Here is a 22,670-nt window from a genome sequence, read left to right on the forward strand (position 1 = left end):
TTTTGTATAATTTTGTGCACTTTTACCACGAACCGCTGTTTTTATTGCAATGTTTCATGCATACTGCTATAATTGTGTCATCTTTACAAAAAGGAGGATATTTCGGTGAAAGAAAAAAATGTTCCAGTGAAGGAGAAAAGAACTGCATCATCCAATACCATCAGACTTTCCTCCATTAAAACAAGGGTTGTCAGCGTTCTTCTGTTCTCGCTTATTGCAACGGTGCTCCTCAGTACCTGGATTATTATTCCAAATGTTAAGAGAAATATTACATCCACCACACAAAGCTATATGCTGGACCTTACCGCTTCCTATGGACGGGTTCTGGACCAGAATACCAATATTTCCATTATGTATCTGCACGCAGACCGCCTGGAAGCCCTGCTGGATAATGTAGGATTACAGAACGTGGAATCCAGTTATTTTTATGTACTGGGCCCGGAAGGAAACATTCTTTTTCATCCGAATCAGGACAGCGCCGGCCAGCCTGCCGATATCCCGGTAATCTCCGGCCTGCTGGAACAGGTTGCAGAAGGCACCTTTCCGGAGCCCGATATTCTCCACTATACTTACAATGGAGAAGGAACGTATGCTTCCTATTATACAGTAAACAAAGGAAAGGCCATTCTGCTCCTTACAGCAAATGAAGATGATGTTCTGAAGCCTGTCACGGATGTGAGCAGACGTGCTCTGGTTTACAGCGGTATCCTTGCCATTTTGCTGAGTATTTCCGGCTATTTTGCAATTGCCAGAATGACCAGGCCCATTGTGATTATCTCTGATATTATTAAAAAATTTGCCGATATGGATTTAACGGAAGATAAGCGGCTGGAACAGATTTGCAGACGCAAAGATGAAACAGGAGCCATGGGAACTGCTTTGCTGTCTCTCCGTTCCGCCCTGACAGACGTAATTTCTGATATCAAAGACCAGAGCGCCCTGCTGTACCGTACCTCGGAATCTTTAAACAGCAGCGCTTCGGAAACTGCAGGAACTGTCCGGAATGTGGGACGGGCTGTTTCGGAAATTGCTGTGGGTGCAGCCAGCCAGGCTGAAGAAACTCAGAAAGCCTCTGATGATATTCTGATTATCGGTAATATGGTGCAAAATACTTCCTCAGAGGTTTCCTCTCTGCGCAGTATCGCCCAGTCCATCCGGGTTTCCAGTGATATGGCAGACGCCACTCTCCATGAACTGGATTCTGTGAATCGGCGGGCTATTAATTCTATCAATATTATATATGAACAGACTCACACCACCAACGAATCTGCTCTTAAAATTAAGGAAGCTGCCAGCATGATATCCGCTATTGCTGACGAAACCAGCCTGCTGTCTCTGAACGCTTCCATTGAAGCTGCCAGAGCCGGAGAAGCAGGACGGGGATTTGCTGTGGTTGCCTCTCAGATTCAGAAACTTGCCGAACAGTCCAATGAATCTGCCAGCCAGATTGACGCCATTATACATGACCTGCTGGAAGATTCTCAAAAGGCTGTGGAAACTATGGAATCTGTCAGAGAAATCATGATAAAACAAAATGAAAATGTATCCCAGACCGGTTCCGCCTTTACGCAGGTTCAGAGCGGTATCGCTTCTTCGACGGCAAATGTCGATACTATTGCCAACCGAACCGCTCAGTTAAATTCTGCCCGTGTAAATATTGTAGATGTGGTGCAGAATCTGACCTCAATTGCGGAACAAAACGCCGCAAATACGCAGGAAACTTCAGCAGCAGTTCTGGAAGTTGCAAATGTTATGCAGGAAATTTCCAGATATGCTTCCTCTCTGCAGGAGATTGCTTCTTCTCTGGAAACGAATGTAGATACTTTTCATCTGGAACAGAACAGATAAGCCGTTCCTGTAAGATAAAAAAGAATTCTCTTACGCATTCTTCGCGCGCGAGCGGATTGCCTGGCAATAAATTTCATCTCCGCGAGCTGCGCATCCCGCCCGGAGGGCTTCATCTTATAGGAAATCTATACTCTTTAACACTTAACTGTAACACGGTATTTCCTATAAGAAAACAAAGCGGACAGGTCTGCTTCATTTACGGTATGTCAGAGCATACACAGTATGCTGAACATATCGTCCTCCCCCTCAGCCTGAAAGAAAAGACCTGGACGGTTTGCTGCGCCGAGTGCGGATTTGTCCTAAGGGGTACCAGACTTGCCTGGGAGATACCTCAGGACGGTCATGTAGTGACATCTTCCATTTACACGAGCGCGCATAATGGTTTTCTCTTATAGGAAGACACTTTCTCGCTTTAGCATGACAAGGTCTTTCCTGTTAAGAGAAAAAAGGCTGTTGCAAAATACAGCTTATATACGATATATGGATGTAACCCATGTGGGCCGAATACCATACCCTGTATATAGCAGCTATTTTGCAACAGCCTCTCAACACACCGGACACAATCATCCGAATCGGATTTCCTGTCATGTGCCAGTGTATATTCTTCCTGTGCTTTTTACAGTCTCTTCAATAATTCTTCCCGTTCTGCCTCATATCCCGGCTTGCCCAGTAACGCAAACATATTGCGTTTATAGCTTTCCACGCCAGGCTGATTGAAAGGATTCACTCCCAGCAGATATCCGCTCAGACCACAGGCAAACTCATAGAAATAAAACAGTTCGCCCAGATAAAACTCGTTCTGCTCCGGAATATTGATAACCAGATTAGGCACGTTTCCATCCGTATGCGCCAGAATAGTTCCGTTCATGGCACTCTTGTTGACAAAATCCATATCCTTGCCTGCAAGATAGTTCAAACCATCCAAATCCACCGGTTCCTCATTGATTTTCACCGTACTGCGCGCCTTTTCCACATTCATTACAGTTTCAAACATAATTCTGGCACCGTCCTGAATAAACTGTCCCATAGAATGGAGGTCTGTGGTCAGATCCACGGAAGCGGGGAAAATACCTTTCTGATCTTTTCCTTCACTTTCGCCGTAAAGCTGTTTCCACCATTCTGAAACATAGTGAAGGGCCGGTTCATAATTGGCAAGTACTTCTACTGCCTTGCCTTTTCTCAGCAGGATATTGCGCACTGCTGCATACTGCATGGCGTCATTTTCCGCAAAGGGCTGATTTAAAGCCATCTCGCGTCCTTTTGCCGCGCCTTCCATCAGTTTATCTATATCAGCGCCGCTGACTGCAATGGGAAGAAGACCTACTGCGGTCAGTACGGAAAAACGTCCGCCTACATCATCCGGTACCACAAAACTCTCATATCCTTCTTCCGTTGCAAGACCCTTTAATGCTCCTCTTGCTTTATCTGTGGTCGCATAGATACGTTTTGCCGCTCCCTCTTTGCCATATTTCTTTTCCAGCATTTCCTTAAATACCCGGAACGCGATGGCCGGCTCTGTGGTGGTTCCTGACTTTGAAATAATATTAACTGAGAAATCACGGTCACCGATTACTTCAATCAGTCCGGCAAGATATGTGCTGCTGATACTGTTTCCTGCATAATAGATTTCCGGTGTTTTACGGATTTCCTTTGAGACATTATTATAGAATCCGTGCCTCAGGAATTCAATGGCAGCTCTCGCGCCCAGATAGGAACCGCCGATTCCAATCACAACAAGCACCTCTGAATCACTCTGAATTCTTGCAGCCGCTTTTTTAATCCTGTCATATTCTTCCCTGTCATATTCTACCGGCAAATCCAGCCATCCCAGAAAATCATTTCCTGCTCCGTTTTTGGAAACCAGAAGTTCTCTGGCATCTTCTACCAGTTTTGTCATATAACTGACTTCTTCCTGACTGATAAATCCTGCAGCTTTCCCATAATCAAATGATACTTTTTCCATGATTTCCACTCCTTTGTTTTTCACCCATTTCGAAAAGAATCCATTCGTCGTGTTGCCATTTTATACTGCCCGAAGGCCATAATATCTGCCAACATCTACCATTGTATTGTAACAAATATGCTCTGCTTCGTCAAACAGAAAAGCCCTTTCAGGAAAAGTATTCCTGCAGCACCGCATTAAATAGTTTCTCATCCTCCAGTCTCTTCTTCTCCTGCTCTGCAGACATTTTCAGCTTCTCCTGCTCTCCGGTATGTACCTGTACCGGTTCTGCCTCAGGTTTCACATCTTCCTCGTATTCCTCTTCTTCTCTCAGTATCACATCAAAATAAGCCTTTATCTTTTCCGTAATATTTCCAAGGCTTTTATTCAGCTTTTTTATCTGTCGTAAAATCCCTGCAAGAAGCAGTAAAAGCAGTACCCCTGCAAAGATAATTGCCGCCTGTTTCAGAATTCCATTATAATTCTGCCAGAAATTCATCAGTTCTTCCATAAGCATGTCCCTCCTTTTCACATCTTATTATAAATATTCCTGCCCGGTCTGTGAAGTATTCAAAAGGCTTTTTTCGCCGCATGTTTCAACCATTTCCGACAATTTGCTTCTCTTGACTTTTCGCCAGAACAGTATAAGATAAGAGTGAGGCAAATCAGAAAACGGTCAGGAGGTTACTATGAAAAGAATTGTTTTGACAGGCGGAGGCACCGCCGGGCATGTAACGCCCAATATCGCCCTGCTTCCCAGATTAAAAGAACTTGGTTACGATATCCGTTACATTGGCTCCCGTGACGGAATTGAAAAGAAACTGATAGAGCAGTATGATATCCCTTACTATGGTATTTCTTCCGGCAAACTGCGCAGGTATTTCGACTGGAAGAATTTTTCCGACCCTTTCAGGGTCATCAAAGGCTACGGACAGGCCCGTTCCCTGCTTAAAAAACTGAAGCCGGATGTGGTGTTTTCCAAAGGAGGGTTCGTCTCTGTTCCTGTAATTATGGCCGCAAAACACCGCAGAATCCCGGCTGTCATACACGAATCAGACATTACCCCCGGTCTGGCCAATAAACTGGCCATTCCAAACGCTACAAAAGTCTGCTGCAATTTTCCGGAAACCTTAAAATATCTTCCCCCGGACAAAGCTGTTCTGACAGGCTCCCCCATACGCCAGGAACTGCTGTCCGGCAATCCTTTAAACGGTCTTACATACTGCCATTTTAAAGCAGGAAAACCGGTAATTATGATTATCGGCGGAAGCAGCGGTTCTCAGTTAATCAACGAAACCATCCGGGGCCTCCTTCCGGAACTGCTGAAAGATTACCAGGTACTGCATTTATGCGGAAAAGGAAATCTGGACGAGACACTTGACAATACGGAAGGGTATGTGCAGTTTGAATATGCAAATAAAGAATTGAGCGATATGTTTGCACTGGCAGACATCGTAGTCTCCAGAGCCGGCGCCAACGCCATCTGCGAACTGCTGGCTCTGCGGAAACCCAATATTTTAATTCCTCTCTCTGCCAGCGCCAGCCGGGGAGATCAGATTTTGAACGCCCGTTCTTTTGAACGTCAGGGCTTCAGCGTAGTAATTGAAGAAGAACAGCTCAGCCAGGAAGTTCTGCTGGAAGCCATCCGGAATCTGTTTAAAAACCGCAGCCAGTATGCAGAAGCCATGGCCGGAAGCGAACAGCTCAATTCTGTGGAAACTGTGGTGCAGCTTTTAGAGCAGGCTGCCGGATAACATGACGGTATCCAAACCAGGATACCGGACAGCAAAACAGTTTCCGCAGACAGGCAACCGGAGAACTGCGTCCCTGAACTCAGACAGGGGAACAGAACACCCTTTTATTCTACCGAAAAGAACTTGTTACGCTAATGCGTGAAAGTATTTTTCGGCAGAATAAAAATCAGGGTGTACACTTTGTTCTTATTTATTCTGCCGGCTGCTGAAGTTTCCGGCAGATTTCTTCCATTTCTTCCGGCGATACTTCCTGATGATTCCAGCACAGCCTGTCCTGGTTCCCGTCATTCTCGTATCTGGGAATCAGATGCATGTGGAAATGAAATACGGTCTGGCCCGCTGCCTCTCCATTGTTCTGCACAAGGTTGAATCCGTCGCATTCCAGCACTTCTGTCATATGAGCAGCCAGTTTTTTTGCAAGAATCATAACTTTTACTGCCAGTTCCTCCGGCAGTTCAAAAAGATTGCCATAATGCTCCTTCGGAATAATCAGTGCATGTCCTTTTACCGCCGGACTGATATCCAGAATTACCCGGAATTCGGAATCCTCATATATGGTTTTCGAGGGAATCTCCCCGGCAGCGATTTTACAGAAAATACAGTCTTCTTTCATTCTTAACCTCCTGTCTAACTGAAATTAAATATCTGATCCAGCATTTTTAATGTTTTAAAGTTTCCTTTTGCGGTCATTTCCCCTGTCATAAAAGCTCTCTGAAAACTCATCCTGCCCTGAATAATATTATCCATCACGGCAGGCGTCAGCTTGGTATAAACATCTACTTTTTCTCCCTGTCCGTAATGTACCCGCAGTTCTTCATTATGGACTTCCACGGTCAGGGGCTTTTTCTTCCCGTCAATCATAAAAAGATAGGTGGCGGAAAAATCATCCTGTGGAACAAAGTGAGACTCCAGCTCCGTAATATATGCCATTTCTGCATTTTCCTCACTCTGTCCCAGCAAATCCCGGAACATACTGCTCAGTTCTTCAATATCTTCTTTCTGTTTCTTCACATAAACATCGTCAGATACAAATTTTGAGAGCTGCTCACTTTCCTGAGGCGTCAGTTCCAGCTGCTGAGGCCGCAGAACAGACTGTTTTACCGCCTGATTGCTGTTCGGCAGACTTTTTAATTTCTGAGAAATGGTACGGTACAGATTTTCTGCTTTTTTCTCAATCAGCACCGTATAATCCCGGTTCATTTCAAAGGAAATCAGATCTTCCACATAGCCGCACAGGCCGCTGCAGGGCAGGCCGCCCAGAATTTCCCAGGCACTTGCCAGAGCAATCTCACCTTCCCGTTCTCCATATGTGGTGGACATTACGATGGGCTGCATGTAGGTAGTGGCAAATTTCTCCTTATCTCCATAGAGCCAGCAGGCGTCCAGGAACTGCTGCATATAACCGCCGATTCCCAGCCATTCCACCGTTGTGGCCAGAACGATTCCATCTGCGTCCTTAATGGTCTGGGGCAGAGTGGAAATACTGTTTTTATGTTCATATATATTGTAACGCTCTACTGTCACCCGGAGTTCAACCAGAACTTCCTGCATTTTATTAATTACATATAAGGTGGGATCATCCAGTAATCCCCGTCCGCCATAATAAATATTTACTTTCATACCAGAGCCTCCAAATTTTTCAATATCCTTAGTATATAAATTTTTGGAGGCAAAGTCAACTACAGCCTTGGCCGCACCTCTTTCATTCAGACAAACAGGTACTCCTCCACGCCAAAACGGACGCGGTCATTTCTGCACATTGCTTTCTTCTGATGATATTCCAGGGGGATTTCATTCAGGTATGTCCCATTGGTAGAATTCAGATCTTCAAGATAATATTCCATTTCCTGACGGCTGATTCTGGCATGGAGCCGGCTGATTCCTTCTGCTTCAATAATTCCCTGAGCCTGCTGCCTGTTTTTCCCAATCAGAAATTCATCTCCTGTAATCAGAATATCCCCGCACCCATGTATGCCCTGATATATCAGCTTTCCCATGGGGTCCTGTCCGCGGACTGCCAGAATTTCCGTAGGATGAAGCTGTACGCATTCTTCCGGTTTTGCTTCCGCAGGCGCTTTACTGAGAAATAAATCCGCTTTTTCCTCCTTCTTTTTCCGAAATTCCGCCTTCTGAAACAGTTTTCTCCCGGAACTTTTATTCCGGAATGGTTTCTTATTTTCTGTCTTTTTCTCCTGTCCGAAATTTTTCTTTTTCAGACTGAACATTTCTTTTTCCAGCAATTTCTCCAACTGTTCTGAAAACTGGCAGAACCATGTATAGTTGCCCGAACGGATTTTGATTCTGTCCGCTGCCTTCTCCCACAGTTTTTTCTTCTCCGCCGCAGTTTCTTCCGGAATTTCCGCTGAAAAATATTCTTCCGGAAATTTTTCCTTTTTCTCCTCACCGGGTTCTTGTTTTTTCTGTTCCGCCATTGCAGTCTCCAGTATTTTATGTACACTGGCATTTTCTGCCAGACAATTCTGATACACCTGATACACCAGCTCCGTGGCCGCCTGATCCTGATGATCTGTTTTTCTGAGTATCCCCTCCATATAGCGTTCAAATGCTTCCGGGAGGCTTTCCTGCCAGAAAGGAAGATAGGTAAAATACAGGCTGCCATCCTCCAGATTCACATAAATATATTCTCCTTTCAGACAGACTCCGGCTTCCCGCAGCAGATAGTCCGGCAGCACTCTGCAGAGTTCTTTTATGGAAAACAGAAGCCGCCAGAGAATTTCATACCCCATTTTTTTGCCCGACAGATAGTCGTCTATCTGCTGTTTTCCGCTGATATCATACAGATAATACGTTTCGCCTTCCATAACAGTGATTTCCAGCTTCAGCAAACAAGGTATCTGTTTTCCCTCCATCATTTTCAGCTCACATGTTCCGGCTGTTCCCTGTGCCCTGATACACATATGGCTTCTGTGGAGATTTCTCCTGTAAGTTACATCCAGACCTGCTTCCCCCATCTTTTGTTTCTTTCCTTCTCTGATCTCATTCCTGTCTGCTCTCATGCTTCCTTCCAGACTCTCTTTTGTCATCCTGTCATTTCCTCCGATAATTTTAATATACGAAACCGTTCCGCCGGGTCAGATTCTTCCCACATCTCCTGTTTTCCGGCAGTTGCAATTACTGCGCTGTACAGTTCCAGTCCCTGATTCAGCACCAGCAGAATACAAAACAGAATAACCGGAAGAATCAACGTGGCTTCCACCGTCAGGCTGCCTCTGACTTTCATAACCGCCACCTGATTATCATAACCACATAGGAAACCAGCAGAAACGGAACAAAAGCAATCTCTTCTTTTCCTTTCTTTTTTCCGGTCACCAGAAGAACCAGCGACCAGCAGGCAGCCAGCAAAAGCCCTGTAAAAAACAATTCCAGATTATTCAGGCCACCCAGATAAATACCGGTTACTGCCAGCAAAACGCCATCTCCCATGCCAATACTGCCATGGCTGAGCCAGCTTGCGGCTATCATCACCGCACCCGGAACCATTCCCCACAGCATACTGGCGGCAGAACATCCCGGAGCAAACAGGTGCAGCCAGACACCGATAACGCCAAACATCAGAATATAAATCAATGTTACTTTCTTCTGTCTGATATCCTCCCAGGTACATAAACTTAACAGCCCCAGCAATACATATTTCTGCATGTCATTTTCCTCCACATCTTGTACAGGGCCTTTTTCCCCCTGTCTGTTCTTTTGGTATCATATACACCGTTCTCTTTAATCCGCTGCAGTTTACTTTCAGATGATAACTCTCCCCTTCACGGGTAACATAAACCACAGCTCCCGGTTTTTTTCCTCTGGCACAGTGCCCGCAGGCACTGCAGGTGTTCCAGTCCGTGTTCAGCCTGTCAGAGGACACTGCCATCACGGACAGCTTCAGATGGGTACAGGTCCGGCTGGTATGAAATACCTGTTCCCTGGGCGTCACATACACCCATTCCTGTTCCTGATTCCCGGAATTACTCTCCTGGTTCCCAATCCACCTGACCATTCTGCAACTGTCCCGCAACTCTATACTTTTTTTTCCGAAAAATCTCAGAGGGAAAGGCACGGAATACCTGATCTGAGCATCAATCACTCTCTTATCCACGCGGGTCTGCTTCCAGGAGAATCCGGCGATTCCCAGTTGAATATGAGAAATAGGGCAATTCTGTACTGCCAGTTCCTTATAAAATACAGCCTTTGTCATATTCTCCGCTGCTTTTTCTGAAATCTCATCCATAAGAGACACCTCTGCCACCGCTTTGTCCAGCGAATTTTCCACAATATACTGAATCTGCATGATTCGAAAGAGAAACAGTATCATAACCATTGCAAAGAGAAAAACAGGAAGCACCAGCGCCGCCTCTACCGTCAGGCTGCCCGGAACAGAGGAATGAAAAAGTGCCCCTGGCCGGAAGCGGGAATGACATTCCGGATACGCTTCGTGAGATATTCCATAACAATTTTCTTTTTTATTCTGCTGCCTGAGAGAGTGTTTTTCATTTTCCTTTCCTGTTATCCAGGGCACTTTTTCATCCCTCCTTCCCGGACAGGCCTGACTGTCAGTAGGAACATCTGCGGCTGGCCTCAAAATGGTAGACCCCATCCTCTTTTTTTGCACCGGTTATAAATCCAGGAAAGAGCGGATGCGCCCTGTAGATTCCATCTGCTGTTACCTCCTGCAGCAGATGGTCCATACGAAACTGTTCATATCCCGGCAAAAGCCTGATATTGAATTCCATAATATCCATGGCACGGCTGGTCAGCAGAGATTCTCTGACCGAAACCATCAGTATCTGCAGATACTCCCGATAGGTCAGCCCCCGTTCTTCTGATTCTGAAGACGCCTGATTTTCCAGTACCTTCTGGCCTGCTGACACATCGCTTTTCCATTCCGATACCTCTTTTATCAGGGGAACTTTTCCCCCTGCCAGCAGACACCGCACATCCAGCACACTTTCCACATAGCTCCAGGCCAGGAGAATCCCTGTCTGTACCGCCTGTATCAGAGGCGGAAGGCCGGTAAATCCCACTGCCGCTGTCGCTATCTCCAGAGCCAGTGTCTGTTTGCCGCTGTCCTTCAGAATAGTTGCAAAATTTCCTGCTTCCCGCAGCAACAGCAGTTCCTTTACCACCTGCTCCAGATTTTCCCGGTCACTTTCTTTTCCGCCGATACAGTATTCCAGTTCATACTCCAGTGCATGAGTAGCGGCGCCCTTCTCTCCAGGCCCGTTCTGACAGGAAAAATAACCATCCAGATACCGTATCAGCCACAATTTATCCAGTTTCTCTGTTCCCGGATATTCCAGATTCCCCTGTTCTTTTTTCCTGTTTTGCAGACAATCTTCCAGCAAAACTCCTCTGGCCGATAATGCAGAGGGATTTTCCACCACAAGGCCCAGCATGGGAGAATTTTTCCACAGTTTTACCAGTTCCATGGGATTTTCCGGCAGCGGCTGTTCCTCTGAAGAAGAATTTTCCGTGGTTTCCGGGGATTTCTCTCCTTCTTCCGTACTTCCTTCCTGAATTTCCCTGGCTTCCTCCTCTGCCGCCTGGGCTGCCTCCCATGTATTCTCCAGTTCTTTTCGTCTGTCCGTCAGTTCACCTCCTGCTTCCAGTTTTTTCTTCCATGCCTCGCCAATTTCTGCTGCAGCCCTGTCTCTGACAGCCCTGGACGCCTGTTCTCTGAAGTATGCCCCCTGATAATCTGTGGCCAGTGCGTAACCGCTAATCTGAAAATCCATTAAGTCCATCTGATAAAAACCGACGCCCGCCTGCTCCAGAACTGCCTCTTTCATCACAGTTCCTTCCGTTCCTGACAGCTCCAGCGCACCCTTCCGGGAGCTTCCTTCCAGAAACAGCATATGATAATTCTGCCACATGGGCAGATTATAACCGGCAAACAGTGATTCCAGGCGAAGCTGCATGTTCCTCCCTGCAATGATTTGAAGGCTCTGCACTCTGGCAGCTTCCAGCAGAGAAAAGAGCAGAGAAAAAATCAGAGTCAGAATCAGAGCCAGAAATAATGTGATACTTCCCTGACATGTTTTTCTCTCTCTCATATTTTCTTTCTCTCTCATATTTTCTTTGCATTCTCCGTCACCTTTTTCAGAATATCCGACACCAGTTTCTGAATCTGCGTTTTAAATAAGGCAACCAGACTGATGAGTACCACCACAATCAGGATTACTTCTACTACGCCCATTCCGTCTTCCTCCTGCAAAAATCTTTTCCATTCCTTTTTGAAACCTGCTGCAAATTTTGCTGTAAATTCTTTCATACGCTATCTCCTTTTCTGTTTTGCTGTTTTGATGTTTCATCTTTCTCATTCATTTTGTATAATTTATTTTTATACTTGTCTTTCTGTCAGATTTGAAGGGTCAGGCCTGCCGGAACCACCAGAATCACCAGTACAAGCATCAGCATGATTCCCATGGGCAGAAGCAGTCTGGTGCCCGCTTCCTCTCCCGCTTTTCTGGCTCTGGCCTTTCTCTGTTCAAAGGCTTCCCCTTCTTCCTCTTCCAGCAGGCGCTGCATACCTTTCGCACCTTTTCGGATATTTTGGACAATCAGGGAAGATAGTTTCCGGTAAACACTGAGCCCGCACCGCTCTCCGAAATTTTCAAAGGCCTGCAGTTCTCCCACGCCGCCCTGTATTTCATGGAGCACCGTCAGCATTTCTTCATATGCCTCCCGCTCACCCTGTACTTTCTTCTGCTTACCGGCCTGATAACTGAGGGCAATCCGCTCCCAGGCCGACAGCATATTCATACCTGCACCGGATAATAAGGACAGCTTGCTGACAATTTCCGGGTAGTCCTGAAGCATTTGCTGCTGACGTGCCAGCTCCTTCCGTTTCTGTTTCTCCTTTTCGGCCAGGATAACTCCCGCCGCTCCGGCCATCCCCAGAAACAGGGCGCCGATACTTCTGTTTTCTGTCTGTTGTTTCCAGACAATCTTTTTTCCTTCCAGTTCTCCCGGAAGCTCCAGATATTTCGTATCTGTCTTCTGATTTTCCAAAGCCAGTGCTTCTTCCAGATGTTCCGCAAATTGTTCTCCCGCAGACTGTTTCGGCGGCTCTGCCTGTACAAAAAGCTGATACAGGCATGTTTCTCCCTGACAGGTCAGTTCCGCAGTAACTTCCACCAGAACCGGAACTTTTAACTGACCTGTCAGATTTCCCTCCGGATCAAATACTTCATAATCAGAAAGCGTATAGTCTGCTTCCACAGCTCCATTCTGCAGAGTTGCCGGAAGATACAGGGATTTACTCACATGGTTCACAGAGGGGTTTTCTCCCGGAAGCACCTGTTCCAGCTCCTGTTTTGCCTGTTCCAGATATTCCTGTTTCTGTTTTCCGGTCAGTTTCTTTTCCTCTGCCTGTACATGCAGAGGATATTTTTCCAGTACACCTTCCACATCCACCAGATATTCCCGTTCTTCCATCCCCTGTCCCGGCAGATTCCTTGCTATTTTCTTCTGATTCCCGGTATTTTCATCTATTTTCCAGAACACTGCTGCCAGAAAAAATCCTGCCGCCAGAATCAGCGCGGCTTCATACCATTTCCTGTTCTGTAATTTCGTTTTTATATACCAGGCAGCCCCGCAGCAGCAGGCCGCACCCGTCACATATCCATACATGGCCCTTTCTCCTATACCTGAATATCTGCTATTTTTTCTGCAATTTTACAGGTGCATCCATAAACTCCAAGGGCAAAGGTCATAATCCCCGCTCCCACCGGATTTCCGTAAAGGGGTTCCAGAAATTCCGGTGAGGTAATGCCCACATACAGAAGAATCCCAAAGGGTACCAGGTTCATAATGTTCATTTCCAGCCGCTTTGCAGCCATTACCGTTTCAATTTCCCGCTTTACCTCTGCCTTTTCCCGTATTTTATCTGCTGTATTCCGGAAGATTCTCATAAAATCTCCGCCGCTTCGCCGGGCAAATACGAACACCTGAGAAAAACTGCTGATTTCCTCTATACCGCTTCTCTCTGCCAGATCTTCCACCAGTTCTTCCAGCGGCACGTTCAGTTTAACCTGATGATTGAGCCAGATCAGTTCCTGTGCCATTACAGCCTGCGTCCCATACAGTTTGACAAATTCTTCCTCTGCATGGGCAAACCCATGCTCTATGGACGCTCCTGCTTTCAATGCGGCTGAAATCATCTGGAGTATTTCCTTAAACTGGAACAGCATGTCCCCTTTTCGCTTTTCCATCCGGCGGTTCCGAACATTATTTCTGACCGGACGATACAAAAGCACCGCTCCTGCCATTACATAAATATTCCGATAAAACAGCCATGCTACGGTTCCTGCCATCCCAAGGGTAATTCCCATGCAAAGCAGCCTTTCTTTCCCGTTCAGCATATAATATCTATAATCCTGCACCTGTTCCCTCCATTCCCGCACGGTAGAGCTTGCCCTGATGAATCAGCTCCCCTTTTTTCTGCCAGCTTCCGGCTATTTTTCCATTCCGCTCTCCCATTTCCGCAAATTCATACAGGGGATTCAGTATGATATTTCCCTGTTCCACGCCGGCTACCTCCATCACAGACAGGACACGTCTGGTTCTGTCTCTTAACCGGCCCAGATGTACCAGTATGTCCACCCCGGCGGCAATCTGGGCACGGATGGCTGTCAGAGGCAAATCCATTCCCATCAGTACCATGGTTTCCATGCGGCTGATCATATCCTGACAACTGTTTGCATGACCCGTACTTAAAGAACCGTCATGGCCCGTATTCATGGCCTGAAGCATGTCCAGACATTCCCCGCCCCGGATTTCCCCCACGATAATCCGGTCCGGCCGCATACGCAAAGCAGTCCGAATTAAATCCCGTATGGTAATGGCAAGGGTTCCATCCGCCCCGGCCGTTCTGGTCTCCAGACGTACCAGATTGGCAATTCCCTGAATCTGCAGTTCTGCGGAATCTTCAATTGTAATCACACGCTCTGATTTTGGAATAAATTCAGAAAGGGCATTCAGAAATGTTGTTTTCCCAGACCCGGTTCCCCCGGAAATGAAAATATTGTAACCGGCTTCCACCAGTTTTTGCAGAAATTCGGCACATTCCCCGCTGATGGAACCGTTTTCTGTCATCTGCTCCATCAGAATGGGGGATTTCGGAAATTTACGTATGGATACCACCGGGCCTTCCAGCGCTACCGGCGGCAGAACCACATTTACTCTGGAACCGTCTGCCAGCCTGGTATCTGCTATGGGTTCCGCCTCATTCACCATCCGATTGTGGCTGCCCACCATCTGCTGTATAATGTCTTCCAGCTTCTCTCTGGAAGAAAAGCATTTATCCCACGCCAGTATCTCTCCCTTTTTTTCATAGAAAATATGGTCTGCACCGTTTACCATAATTTCCGTAATATCGTCTTCATTCAACAGCTCCTGCAGTACATCCAGTTTCCTGAGAGAGTGAAATACCTGCATCCGCAGTTCTTTGCGCCAGTTCAGCGGTATCACCCGTTCTCTGGCCGCCCGGCAGATTTCCTCGTCAATCACTGCCAGCACTTCTTCCTCCTCATGGTCTCTGGTCATGTCAAGCTGTTCCAGTACGCGTTTTCTTATCTGTTCCACATTATCCCCCCGCCAGCTCTCTGGCACAGTCGCCCAGTTCTCCCCAAACCCACTGCTGTAACCTCTGTACTCCCTGATATCTTCCTGTTTCCACCGGAGGCAGCCTGAGACAGGTAACATGTTCTTCCAGCAGAGGGCGGTTCTGTCTGGACATCATCTGTCTGAACTGGTAAACCGCTTCTTCCTGCAGCTCTCCCGGTTCCGACGGAATATACACATGGCTGCACTTCTCCAGAATATCGAAAAATCCGGGAATCATCATGCCAAAATCCAGAATCACCACATCATACCCGCTTTTTTCCGCCAGCAATGTGATAAACTGCCCATAATCCTTTCGGTCTGTCTCTCCCAGACAGATTCCGTCCTCTGCCGGAGGGATATAGTCAAAACCTTCCAGTGAACAGACAACGCTTCTGATACAGTCCGCGATATTCCGCTCCCCGTTCAGGCAGAGATACATGGCGTCCAGCAAATCTCTCTGATACTTTTCCTGAAGCCACCTGGAAAAACCGGCGCATTCCTTCAAGTTCACATAAAGCACCTTCCCCTTTCCGGTGAAAGCCTGCGCCAGAGTCAGAGCAAAGGGCGTCTGCAGAATACTGTGTCCGGGAGAATATACGCCCAGTACCTCCTTCTCAATGGCCCGGCTTTCCTGCGTTTCCCCTCCATATTTCTGGTAATACAGGAAAATATCCCTTACAATTTCCGAGGCTGCCTGATATTTCTCTATGACAGGCAGCTTCCGCACAGCCTCCGGCACCTCTGCCTCCTGCTCCGGATCATGGAGATACATCCATACCGTATCCGTCCGGGAATTTACTTCCTCCCTCCCGTCCGTCCTGCTTTCTTCTATCTGCTCCAGAATCCGTATATCCTCCTGGAATCCGCATCCCAGAAGCACAACCTCTGTCCGCTGCCCTTTCCGGAATTCCAGAAATCCTTCCGGTGTGGAAAAGCTGCATCCCAGAAGCCTGTCCCCCTTTTCCAGGGAAATCCATTCCCCCAGCCTGCTTCCATATGCTCTGTCCCTGTCACAGACAGCAACCGAAATTTTTCTCAATAAGCCACCTCCAATGCAATGATAAATCCAATCCATATCCCAACTGAAAAATGAATGATATGCTGCTTTTCCCGATATTCCGGAGGATACTCTGCCAGTTTCCCTGTTGCAAGGCACTGGCGCACATATGTGCCGAACCTGCAAAGTCCGTGAACCAGTTCATGATAATACAGAAGCCTGCAAAGAGACATTCCTGCGGCAACCAGAAAAGACAATGTCATGGTTACAGTAAGAATTTTTAAATTCCAGATTCCACCTATTACGGAAAACAGTTTGATGTCACCTGCCCCAAGGGCATGTATAAGAAATAAAAGATAACATAAGATAACCGGTACAGAAACGTTTAAAAGAAAAACGATACACCCCGTCCAGCCGGATTCCGCAATCCGAAAGAACAGTCCTGCTGTCAGGCCGCTTACAATCAGCCGGTTACTGATTCTGCCTGTTCGTATGTCCGCCACCGCCGCCGCAGTTATCAGCAACAGGCTCAGGACAATTCTGATTCCTCCAATCTACCACCTCTCTCCTGACTCTGTTCTCCCTGTAAGGGGAACGATTTCTTAGGATTATAAACCAGCTTACTGTTCCTGTAAAGTAGATTGGAGAAACTTTTTTATTTTTGTCAGAATGTTACAATAAACGGTAGAAGAAAAGTCCGTAAATCAGCGCAAACCCGCTGATACCAAGGGTTCCGACTGTCAAAACAGTAGCCGGATTGACGCCCGGCGCCACTGCAATCCCCTGGCTTTTTAAAATCTCATTGACCACGCAAATGCCCAGAGCCCCGGCAAATGCACGGAGCACAAAGGTGGAAATCATTCCCGTTTTCTGCTTCATATTTCCCATCAGCAGCACTACCAGGCAAATCAGTCCGATTGCTGCAATTCCATAATAATTCTCCATAGCTGTCCCTTTCTCCGAATCAGAGTTCTCCTGATATTATTTATATACTTTCTGGAAAAATTTATGACTTTTTTGTATAGTGCCGGAACTTTTTGCTTATACTTTAAGTAAGAGAACGGTACCCTCCGGGTGTCCGGAGAATCGTTACAGAAAAGGAAAGGGATGCATATGTTTCAGATTTCAAAAAAGCGAATTGCGCATACAACTGCTTACTCTTTACTTTTAGATGACCTGGAGCAGGCCAGATACGATCTGGACCTTGCCTACAATAATTTTGAAAATGCCATGGACCCGGACTTGATTGACTGTTGCATTTATCAGGTAAACGCCATGCAGATGCGTTATAAATTCCTGCTGACAAAAGCCAAGCAGTTCAATGAGGATTCCTACGCGAAGAATCCTCTTGAACTTTCAGAGCCCTGAACGGTCTCTGTCAGACTGCCTTTTTGATATGTCATACCTGCCACAACCTGCTGGGTATGCTGCATCAGAGGTTCTGAAGAATCCTGCTTTGCCGCCTCCACGAAGCTCTCGTAGAGATTCTTCAGAATCTTCTGCGCATCCTGAATATGCTGAGATGTATTTTTACATACTGCCAGGGCAAGCTGCCTGCTGACAAACTGATAGAGAGGATACAGTTCTCCGGATATGGGATAGGTAAAGTCCAGATCATCCATCAGCCTTCTTACCACCTGTCCGGCTTTTCCCGCCGCTTCCCGGAATTCCTCGTACGCTCCTTTTTCCTGTGCTGCCAGGGCATCCTCCAGATGGGAAAAAAGTATGTCATATATAATCACAATCATTTCCCCCCGGTTACAGCAGCTTAACCGGCGGGTAAATTCCTGCTTTTTTTCCTGCGTCATCCGTCAGTCCCCCTATTGCATAAGCTGTAGTACCTGCTGAGGAAGGTCGTTGGCCTGTGCCAGTACGGAAGTGGCCGCCTGGGTCAGCACATTATATTTGGTGTATTCTGTCATTTCTTCCGCCATATCCAGATCTTCAATACGGGACAAAGCCTGGGTCATATTGAGCTCTGTTCCGTCCAGACTGCTGACCGCATAATCCATACGGTTCTGATAAGCTCCGATACTGGAACGAACCTCACTTACTTTGGCAATGGCGCCGTCAAAGCTGGTAATTGCCCGTCCGGCTCCCGTAACGGTACATACGTTCACTTTATCAATGTAAAGGGTTCTGGCAGATACTTCCGGAATACGCACATCCACGGTCTGGTTCTCATTTGCGCCGATCTGAAGCGTCATGGTTCCGATATCGGTAACTTCCAGATTTACCCTTCCATTCGTGTCGGGTGTCACCTCAAATTTCATTTCAAATCCGTTTCTGCTGGTAATGGTCACATAATTTCCGTCGGTGAGTATGGTCCGCTGGCTGTCAAATCCACTGGAAAAAGTTGCCGTATCATCGGGAATCGTAACCTCCACATCTGTTCCCACAGACATGTTATCGCCGGCGGCGATTCCAAGAAATGCTGCCAGATCCGCATTATCACAAGTAATCTTCATCTCTGTGGAGCTTCCGTATTCATCGGACAGAAATACCAGATTACCGCCGCCGGCTACCGGCGTGGGTACATATCCTTCATTTTCCGGCGTTCCGGTCTGGTCTGCCATATTGCCTACAACCAGCAGGTTCACCTCTCCCAGCTCCGCAGCTTCCCGCATTTTCTCATATACTTCATCAAAGGTCTGACCTTCGGTAACCTTCACGTCCACTCCGTTGATGGTTACGGTTCCCTCTTCTGCTGCAGTAATCACAGCGCCTGCCGGGATTCTCCTGGTTCCCGCCACCTGAGCATGGGTGGCGTCCGCCCCGATATCAATCACGTAATTGTTGGGGCTGACCGCATCGGAAATATCCATTCGTGTAATTCCCCGGTTATCAGGATAGATTCTCTGATCCAGGGAACCGTCCAGCAGCTTTTTCTTGTTAAATTCCGTATCTTTGGAAATACGGTCAATTTCATCCCGCAGAGAAGAAATTTCCGCCTGAATCGCTTCCAGGTCTTCCGGCGTATAAGTTGCATTATTTGCCGCCTGCACCGACAGTTCCCGCATTCTCTGAAGCATGGAATGTACTTCTGTCAGGGCGCCGTCTGCCGTATCCAGTACGGATATTCCGTCAGAAGCATTCTGAGACGCCTGGTTCAGGCCTCTGATCTGTGTTTTCATCTTACTGGAAATCGCCATTCCCGCCGCATCATCGGAAGCACGGTTAATCTTAAGTCCCGTGGACAGCCGCTCCACGGAAGCTGACAGGCTCCTGTCGGACGCTAATAATCTTTTGTTGGCAATGGTTGCTGACATGTTATGGTTGATTTTCATTTTACACACCTCTCCTGTTTACATTTTCTGTCCCATTTGTTTTACTTCTTCCAGAAAAGTCTTTGCAATGCCGTATAACGTCCCTGTCTGTACCTGCCATGCTTCTTCTGACTGTTCTGCCTTTGTCACTCCCTGTTCCTCCGTGGAAAAACGGGAAAGTTCTACCTGTTCGCTGTATATCAGATCCAGATTCCATGCGGCTTCTCCGCCGGGATTTATCTGCTCCCTCAGTTCTGCCTGCCGGTTCTTCAGTTCCTCTATGGTCCGGGGGGAATCTGACACCACATATCCTTTGACGGAATCCTGCTGCACCTTAAATTTTGCAGCCACATTTCCCAGTGTGGGGGATTCAAACATAATATCCACCATGCCTCGCTCTTCTTTGCCCCGGACAATCTTAAGCTGTACATTGGTGAGTTCGTCTGCCACCAGCACCGGAATTGCATAATTTTCCTCTTTGGACATTCTGGTACCCAGTTCAATCTGCTGCCGCAGAATCTTCATATCCCGGATATCCATACTGCCCACGGGCTCTGACTCTATCATGGTTTTCATCACATTTTCTGCCAGATCCGCCAGTTTCTCCTGCGCTTTTGCCATCTCTTCCGGCGTTTTCACCGCCTCGGCAAAGTCTTCCAGAATTCCTTCTTTTATTTCCTCAAAATCCACTTCTTTATCCAGATTTTTATAATCGAAAAGGGTTTTGAATATTCCGTTTCGATTGTGTATCATCTGGCCGGCCGCCATGATATTATAGGCTGTCATGGGCATATCATGGCCTTTCAGCAGCTGTAATACCTGGTCTTCTGCCTGTCTGGCACTGGAAAATTCCCGCATCTGTTCCTGATACCAGGCTTCTTCCGCCTCCTGATCCACAGGGGCTTCTCTAAGCTGCCATAACAGTTCTTCCGGAGTCATCTGCTCCATGGATCCGTCTGCCATGGCCTGCTGCATGCCTTCCGGGGTTATCTTTCCAAAAGCCTCCCTGGCACAATCGGTCTGATAAGCAGCCTCAATCTGCTGAGAAATGCTTAATTCCTGGCTCTCAGCCACATCTGCCTCTCCGAAACTGTCATCCACGGATACATTGATACCGGAATTCCGGTGTGTACGCACAGCCGACAGCAGATTTTTTATACTAAGTTCTGCTCCCTGGTGAACCAGTGCGCCGATGACTGCTCCGTCTGTTTTATCAATCTGATTCAGCAGCCGGTAAATACCGATGTAGCTGTCCCGTTCCTGGGGACTGATTTCCTGCCGCTGTTCTAATTTCCAGAGATATTTGCTGAATTTTTCTTCTCCGGCATCTTCCATCCGGTTTTTGATTTCCTGAGCCTTGCTGTTTAACTGTTCCACGTTCATTTCCAGAGGATTTACCCCTTCACGGATCATTTCCATAACTACCGACGGAGAAAGGTTCTGAAACAGATTCTGGACTTTCTGATCCGCCGCCTTAATGCCGGCAATGGATTCCTCATTGATTTCCATCTGGTTATAGGCCAGAATACGCACTGCCCTCCGGTTCTGTTCTGTGGTTTCCAGATCAAGATCCTGTAAAATATCATCCACATTCCGGAATGCCTTCCGGATGGAATCCCCCATATCTGCTCTGGGAGCTGTCCGAAGGGTTTCATACGCCTCTCCTGCCCGCTCCAGTTCTGCCTGTCTTGCAGTTCCTGCCTGGTGCATGGTGGTTACGGTATCTTCCCCTGTCCGTATGGTACCCAGTATGTAAGCAGGCGTACCTGCCAGCTCCTGACTTTTTGTTATGGTTTCTGCAAAAACTGCTGTATTTTCTTCTGTGGCCGAAATTCCGTTCTGGGCCAGCAGATTTCTGTAATATTCATCCTCCAGTGACTTCAGGTGAGCCACCAGTTCTTCCAGCGGCTGAGTTTCTATGGAAATTCCCTGTTTCAGCAATGCATAATTTGCCTGGGCTGTCATCATCAGTCTGGTTTCTTCCAGCTGGCGTTTTGCTGTCAGAAAACTGAGTTCTTCCTGTGCATAATCCGGAAGGTTCTGCCGGGCTGTATTCTGACCAGAATGGGAATTTTCCTGCTGCGCTCCATTCTGCTCTGCCTGCAGGTTTTCTATCGTAAGAGGCAGCCCTTTGTCCACCACGTTCCAGATTTCCGCATCTGTGGCCTGGTTCACCGTCTGTACTGCCTGTTCCGCCCGGTCTCTGTTACTGTATCCTGCCAGAATCACCGCATCCACGGGACGGTTTCCCTCTGCGACAGCCTCTGCCATGGCTCCCGCAAGCTGTTCCATATCCGGCGGAAACTCCATATGGTTTAAATCCATGGCATATCTGAGATTTTCGCCTGTCAGGGGAAGCTGATTCTCCAGCATCCACTGGCTGCGGGCCAGCGTCTCTTCATTGACAGGCAGCCCTGCCTGTGTAATGATTCCTTCCACCTGTGCCCGCAGATGGTCGTCCAGAGCTATGGGCGCAGGATTCCTGCCTGCGGCTGCGGTGCTGTGCTGGGCCCTGTATAAATTATCCACCGTAGGCTCCAGTTCATGCTCCAGCATATATTTCACCACTTCATCACTGCAGCCTGTCAGCCCGGAAGCCTGTTCTATAGCTTCCTTACAGCCGGAAACCGTTTCCTGTGTCACCGGAAGGTCCGCCTGTTTCAGCACAGCTTCCAGCTGGCCTGCCAGCTCCGGATTTCCCGCCAGTTTCTCTAACTGTTCTCCGCTCAGTCCGTCTCCGAATGTGGTAATATCAACGCCGGCTTTTGCCAGCTCCATTTTAATCTTGTCAATTTCCGTTACAATGGTCTCCACTTCGGTACCATTCACGGAAAACCCGTCTTTTTCCAGCTCTTCGCAGTCTTTTCCGGACATGGTACCGGATATGATATCCATTTGTTTCCGGAAAATTTCTTCCTCCATGAGCTGCTGTGCATCCTGCTGTATCTTCTCCGTCTGAGATTCTCCCGGATGATAAGTCACCTTCGCAGTCTGCTGAACGGACGTAATTCTGCCCGCCTCATCCACCGCCCGCTGTCCGGCGGTTTCCTGGATGGAAACTGCTGCACTCCCCTTCATTTCCGGCCTGCTGCCTGGTCTGGCAATTTCCGGAAGATTGCTGTTTTCTACGTTTATATTCATGTTCACGCCTCATTATTTTAATCTTCTGACTTATGATATTAAGTATTTCGGTTAGAAAACAATGAAACTTTAGCAATTTTCACTTGTAATCAGCGGGCTTTTGTATT

At 47.4% G+C, this 22,670-nt stretch carries 22 protein-coding genes; 3 read left to right on the forward strand and 19 right to left on the reverse strand.

Annotated features, from left to right (window positions below; genetic code table 11):
• The first annotated feature begins 105 nt into the window (after positions 1–105).
• Positions 106–1,848, forward strand: a complete 1,743-nt coding sequence (locus tag VSQ32_16305; GenBank protein MEH2944372.1) for a methyl-accepting chemotaxis protein — start codon at positions 106–108, stop codon at positions 1,846–1,848.
• Positions 1,849–2,464: 616 nt separating this feature from the next.
• Here the strand turns inward: VSQ32_16305 and VSQ32_16310 are convergent.
• Positions 2,465–3,814, reverse strand: a complete 1,350-nt coding sequence (locus tag VSQ32_16310; protein ID MEH2944373.1) for a glucose-6-phosphate isomerase — start codon at positions 3,812–3,814, stop codon at positions 2,465–2,467.
• A gap of 145 nt (positions 3,815–3,959) precedes the next feature.
• Positions 3,960–4,301, reverse strand: a complete 342-nt coding sequence (locus VSQ32_16315; GenBank protein ID MEH2944374.1) for a hypothetical protein — start codon at positions 4,299–4,301, stop codon at positions 3,960–3,962.
• Positions 4,302–4,479: 178 nt separating this feature from the next.
• Here VSQ32_16315 and VSQ32_16320 point away from each other — a divergent pair, with 178 nt between their 5' ends.
• Positions 4,480–5,544: an undecaprenyldiphospho-muramoylpentapeptide beta-N-acetylglucosaminyltransferase gene (locus tag VSQ32_16320; protein ID MEH2944375.1), complete on the forward strand. Its 1,065-nt coding sequence runs from the start codon at positions 4,480–4,482 to the stop codon at positions 5,542–5,544.
• Between the two features lie 190 nt (positions 5,545–5,734).
• Here VSQ32_16320 and VSQ32_16325 read toward each other — a convergent pair whose 3' ends face one another.
• The 14 genes from VSQ32_16325 to VSQ32_16390 all read right to left on the reverse strand — a co-directional run bounded on the left by VSQ32_16325 (position 5,735) and on the right by VSQ32_16390 (position 17,101).
• Positions 5,735–6,157 carry an HIT family protein gene (locus tag VSQ32_16325; GenBank protein ID MEH2944376.1) on the reverse strand — a complete coding sequence of 141 codons (423 nt, stop codon included), beginning with the start codon at positions 6,155–6,157 and terminating at the stop codon, positions 5,735–5,737.
• A gap of 14 nt (positions 6,158–6,171) precedes the next feature.
• Complete coding sequence (locus VSQ32_16330) at positions 6,172–7,164, reverse strand: SCP2 sterol-binding domain-containing protein (GenBank protein MEH2944377.1); 993 nt, start codon at positions 7,162–7,164, stop codon at positions 6,172–6,174.
• A gap of 86 nt (positions 7,165–7,250) precedes the next feature.
• Positions 7,251–8,588, reverse strand: coding sequence for a DUF6382 domain-containing protein (locus tag VSQ32_16335; GenBank protein MEH2944378.1), 1,338 nt, complete (start codon positions 8,586–8,588; stop codon positions 7,251–7,253).
• Positions 8,585–8,785, reverse strand: coding sequence for a hypothetical protein (locus VSQ32_16340; protein MEH2944379.1), 201 nt, complete (start codon positions 8,783–8,785; stop codon positions 8,585–8,587). The genes VSQ32_16335 and VSQ32_16340 overlap by 4 nt, the downstream gene beginning before the upstream one ends.
• The gene (locus VSQ32_16345) at positions 8,782–9,204 is read right to left on the reverse strand and encodes a hypothetical protein (GenBank protein MEH2944380.1); all 423 of its coding nucleotides are present in this window, start codon (positions 9,202–9,204) and stop codon (positions 8,782–8,784) included. The genes VSQ32_16340 and VSQ32_16345 overlap by 4 nt, the downstream gene beginning before the upstream one ends.
• Position 9,205: 1 nt before the next feature.
• Positions 9,206–10,072: a TadE family protein gene (locus VSQ32_16350; protein MEH2944381.1), complete on the reverse strand. Its 867-nt coding sequence runs from the start codon at positions 10,070–10,072 to the stop codon at positions 9,206–9,208.
• A gap of 34 nt (positions 10,073–10,106) precedes the next feature.
• Positions 10,107–11,624, reverse strand: coding sequence for a DUF5702 domain-containing protein (locus tag VSQ32_16355; GenBank protein ID MEH2944382.1), 1,518 nt, complete (start codon positions 11,622–11,624; stop codon positions 10,107–10,109).
• Complete coding sequence (locus tag VSQ32_16360; protein MEH2944383.1) at positions 11,621–11,824, reverse strand: Flp1 family type IVb pilin; 204 nt, start codon at positions 11,822–11,824, stop codon at positions 11,621–11,623. Before VSQ32_16360 ends, VSQ32_16355 begins: the two co-directional genes overlap by 4 nt.
• A gap of 86 nt (positions 11,825–11,910) precedes the next feature.
• Entirely contained in the window at positions 11,911–13,185 is a 1,275-nt protein-coding gene (locus VSQ32_16365; protein MEH2944384.1) for a type II secretion system F family protein, read from the reverse strand.
• A gap of 11 nt (positions 13,186–13,196) precedes the next feature.
• On the reverse strand, positions 13,197–13,937 hold the full coding sequence (locus VSQ32_16370) for a type II secretion system F family protein (protein ID MEH2944385.1): 741 nt from the start codon (positions 13,935–13,937) through the stop codon (positions 13,197–13,199).
• Positions 13,924–15,099, reverse strand: coding sequence for a CpaF family protein (locus tag VSQ32_16375; protein MEH2944386.1), 1,176 nt, complete (start codon positions 15,097–15,099; stop codon positions 13,924–13,926). Before VSQ32_16375 ends, VSQ32_16370 begins: the two co-directional genes overlap by 14 nt.
• A gap of 40 nt (positions 15,100–15,139) precedes the next feature.
• Complete coding sequence (locus VSQ32_16380) at positions 15,140–16,198, reverse strand: hypothetical protein (GenBank protein ID MEH2944387.1); 1,059 nt, start codon at positions 16,196–16,198, stop codon at positions 15,140–15,142.
• A complete protein-coding gene (locus tag VSQ32_16385; protein ID MEH2944388.1) occupies positions 16,195–16,680 on the reverse strand; it encodes an A24 family peptidase in 486 nt (161 codons plus the stop codon). The genes VSQ32_16380 and VSQ32_16385 overlap by 4 nt, the downstream gene beginning before the upstream one ends.
• 148 nt (positions 16,681–16,828) lie before the next feature.
• The gene (locus VSQ32_16390; protein MEH2944389.1) at positions 16,829–17,101 is read right to left on the reverse strand and encodes a pro-sigmaK processing inhibitor BofA family protein; all 273 of its coding nucleotides are present in this window, start codon (positions 17,099–17,101) and stop codon (positions 16,829–16,831) included.
• A 168-nt stretch (positions 17,102–17,269) separates the two neighbouring features.
• Here VSQ32_16390 and VSQ32_16395 point away from each other — a divergent pair, with 168 nt between their 5' ends.
• Positions 17,270–17,524, forward strand: a complete 255-nt coding sequence (locus VSQ32_16395) for a YaaL family protein (GenBank protein MEH2944390.1) — start codon at positions 17,270–17,272, stop codon at positions 17,522–17,524.
• On the opposite strand, the gene VSQ32_16400 is transcribed toward VSQ32_16395, so the two are convergent.
• The 3 genes from VSQ32_16400 to VSQ32_16410 are packed head-to-tail and all read right to left on the reverse strand — an operon-like array spanning position 17,488 to position 22,563.
• The gene (locus VSQ32_16400) at positions 17,488–17,964 is read right to left on the reverse strand and encodes a flagellar protein FliS (protein ID MEH2944391.1); all 477 of its coding nucleotides are present in this window, start codon (positions 17,962–17,964) and stop codon (positions 17,488–17,490) included. The genes VSQ32_16395 and VSQ32_16400 overlap by 37 nt on opposite strands.
• Before the next feature lie 12 nt (positions 17,965–17,976).
• Positions 17,977–19,443: a flagellin gene (locus VSQ32_16405; protein ID MEH2944392.1), complete on the reverse strand. Its 1,467-nt coding sequence runs from the start codon at positions 19,441–19,443 to the stop codon at positions 17,977–17,979.
• 18 nt (positions 19,444–19,461) lie between these two features.
• Positions 19,462–22,563, reverse strand: coding sequence for a DUF6240 domain-containing protein (locus tag VSQ32_16410; GenBank protein MEH2944393.1), 3,102 nt, complete (start codon positions 22,561–22,563; stop codon positions 19,462–19,464).
• Positions 22,564–22,670 lie beyond the last annotated feature (107 nt).

This window comes from Lachnospiraceae bacterium JLR.KK002 (assembly GCA_036941025.1).
In the GTDB taxonomy this organism is placed as follows: Bacteria; Bacillota; Clostridia; order Lachnospirales; family Lachnospiraceae; genus Petralouisia.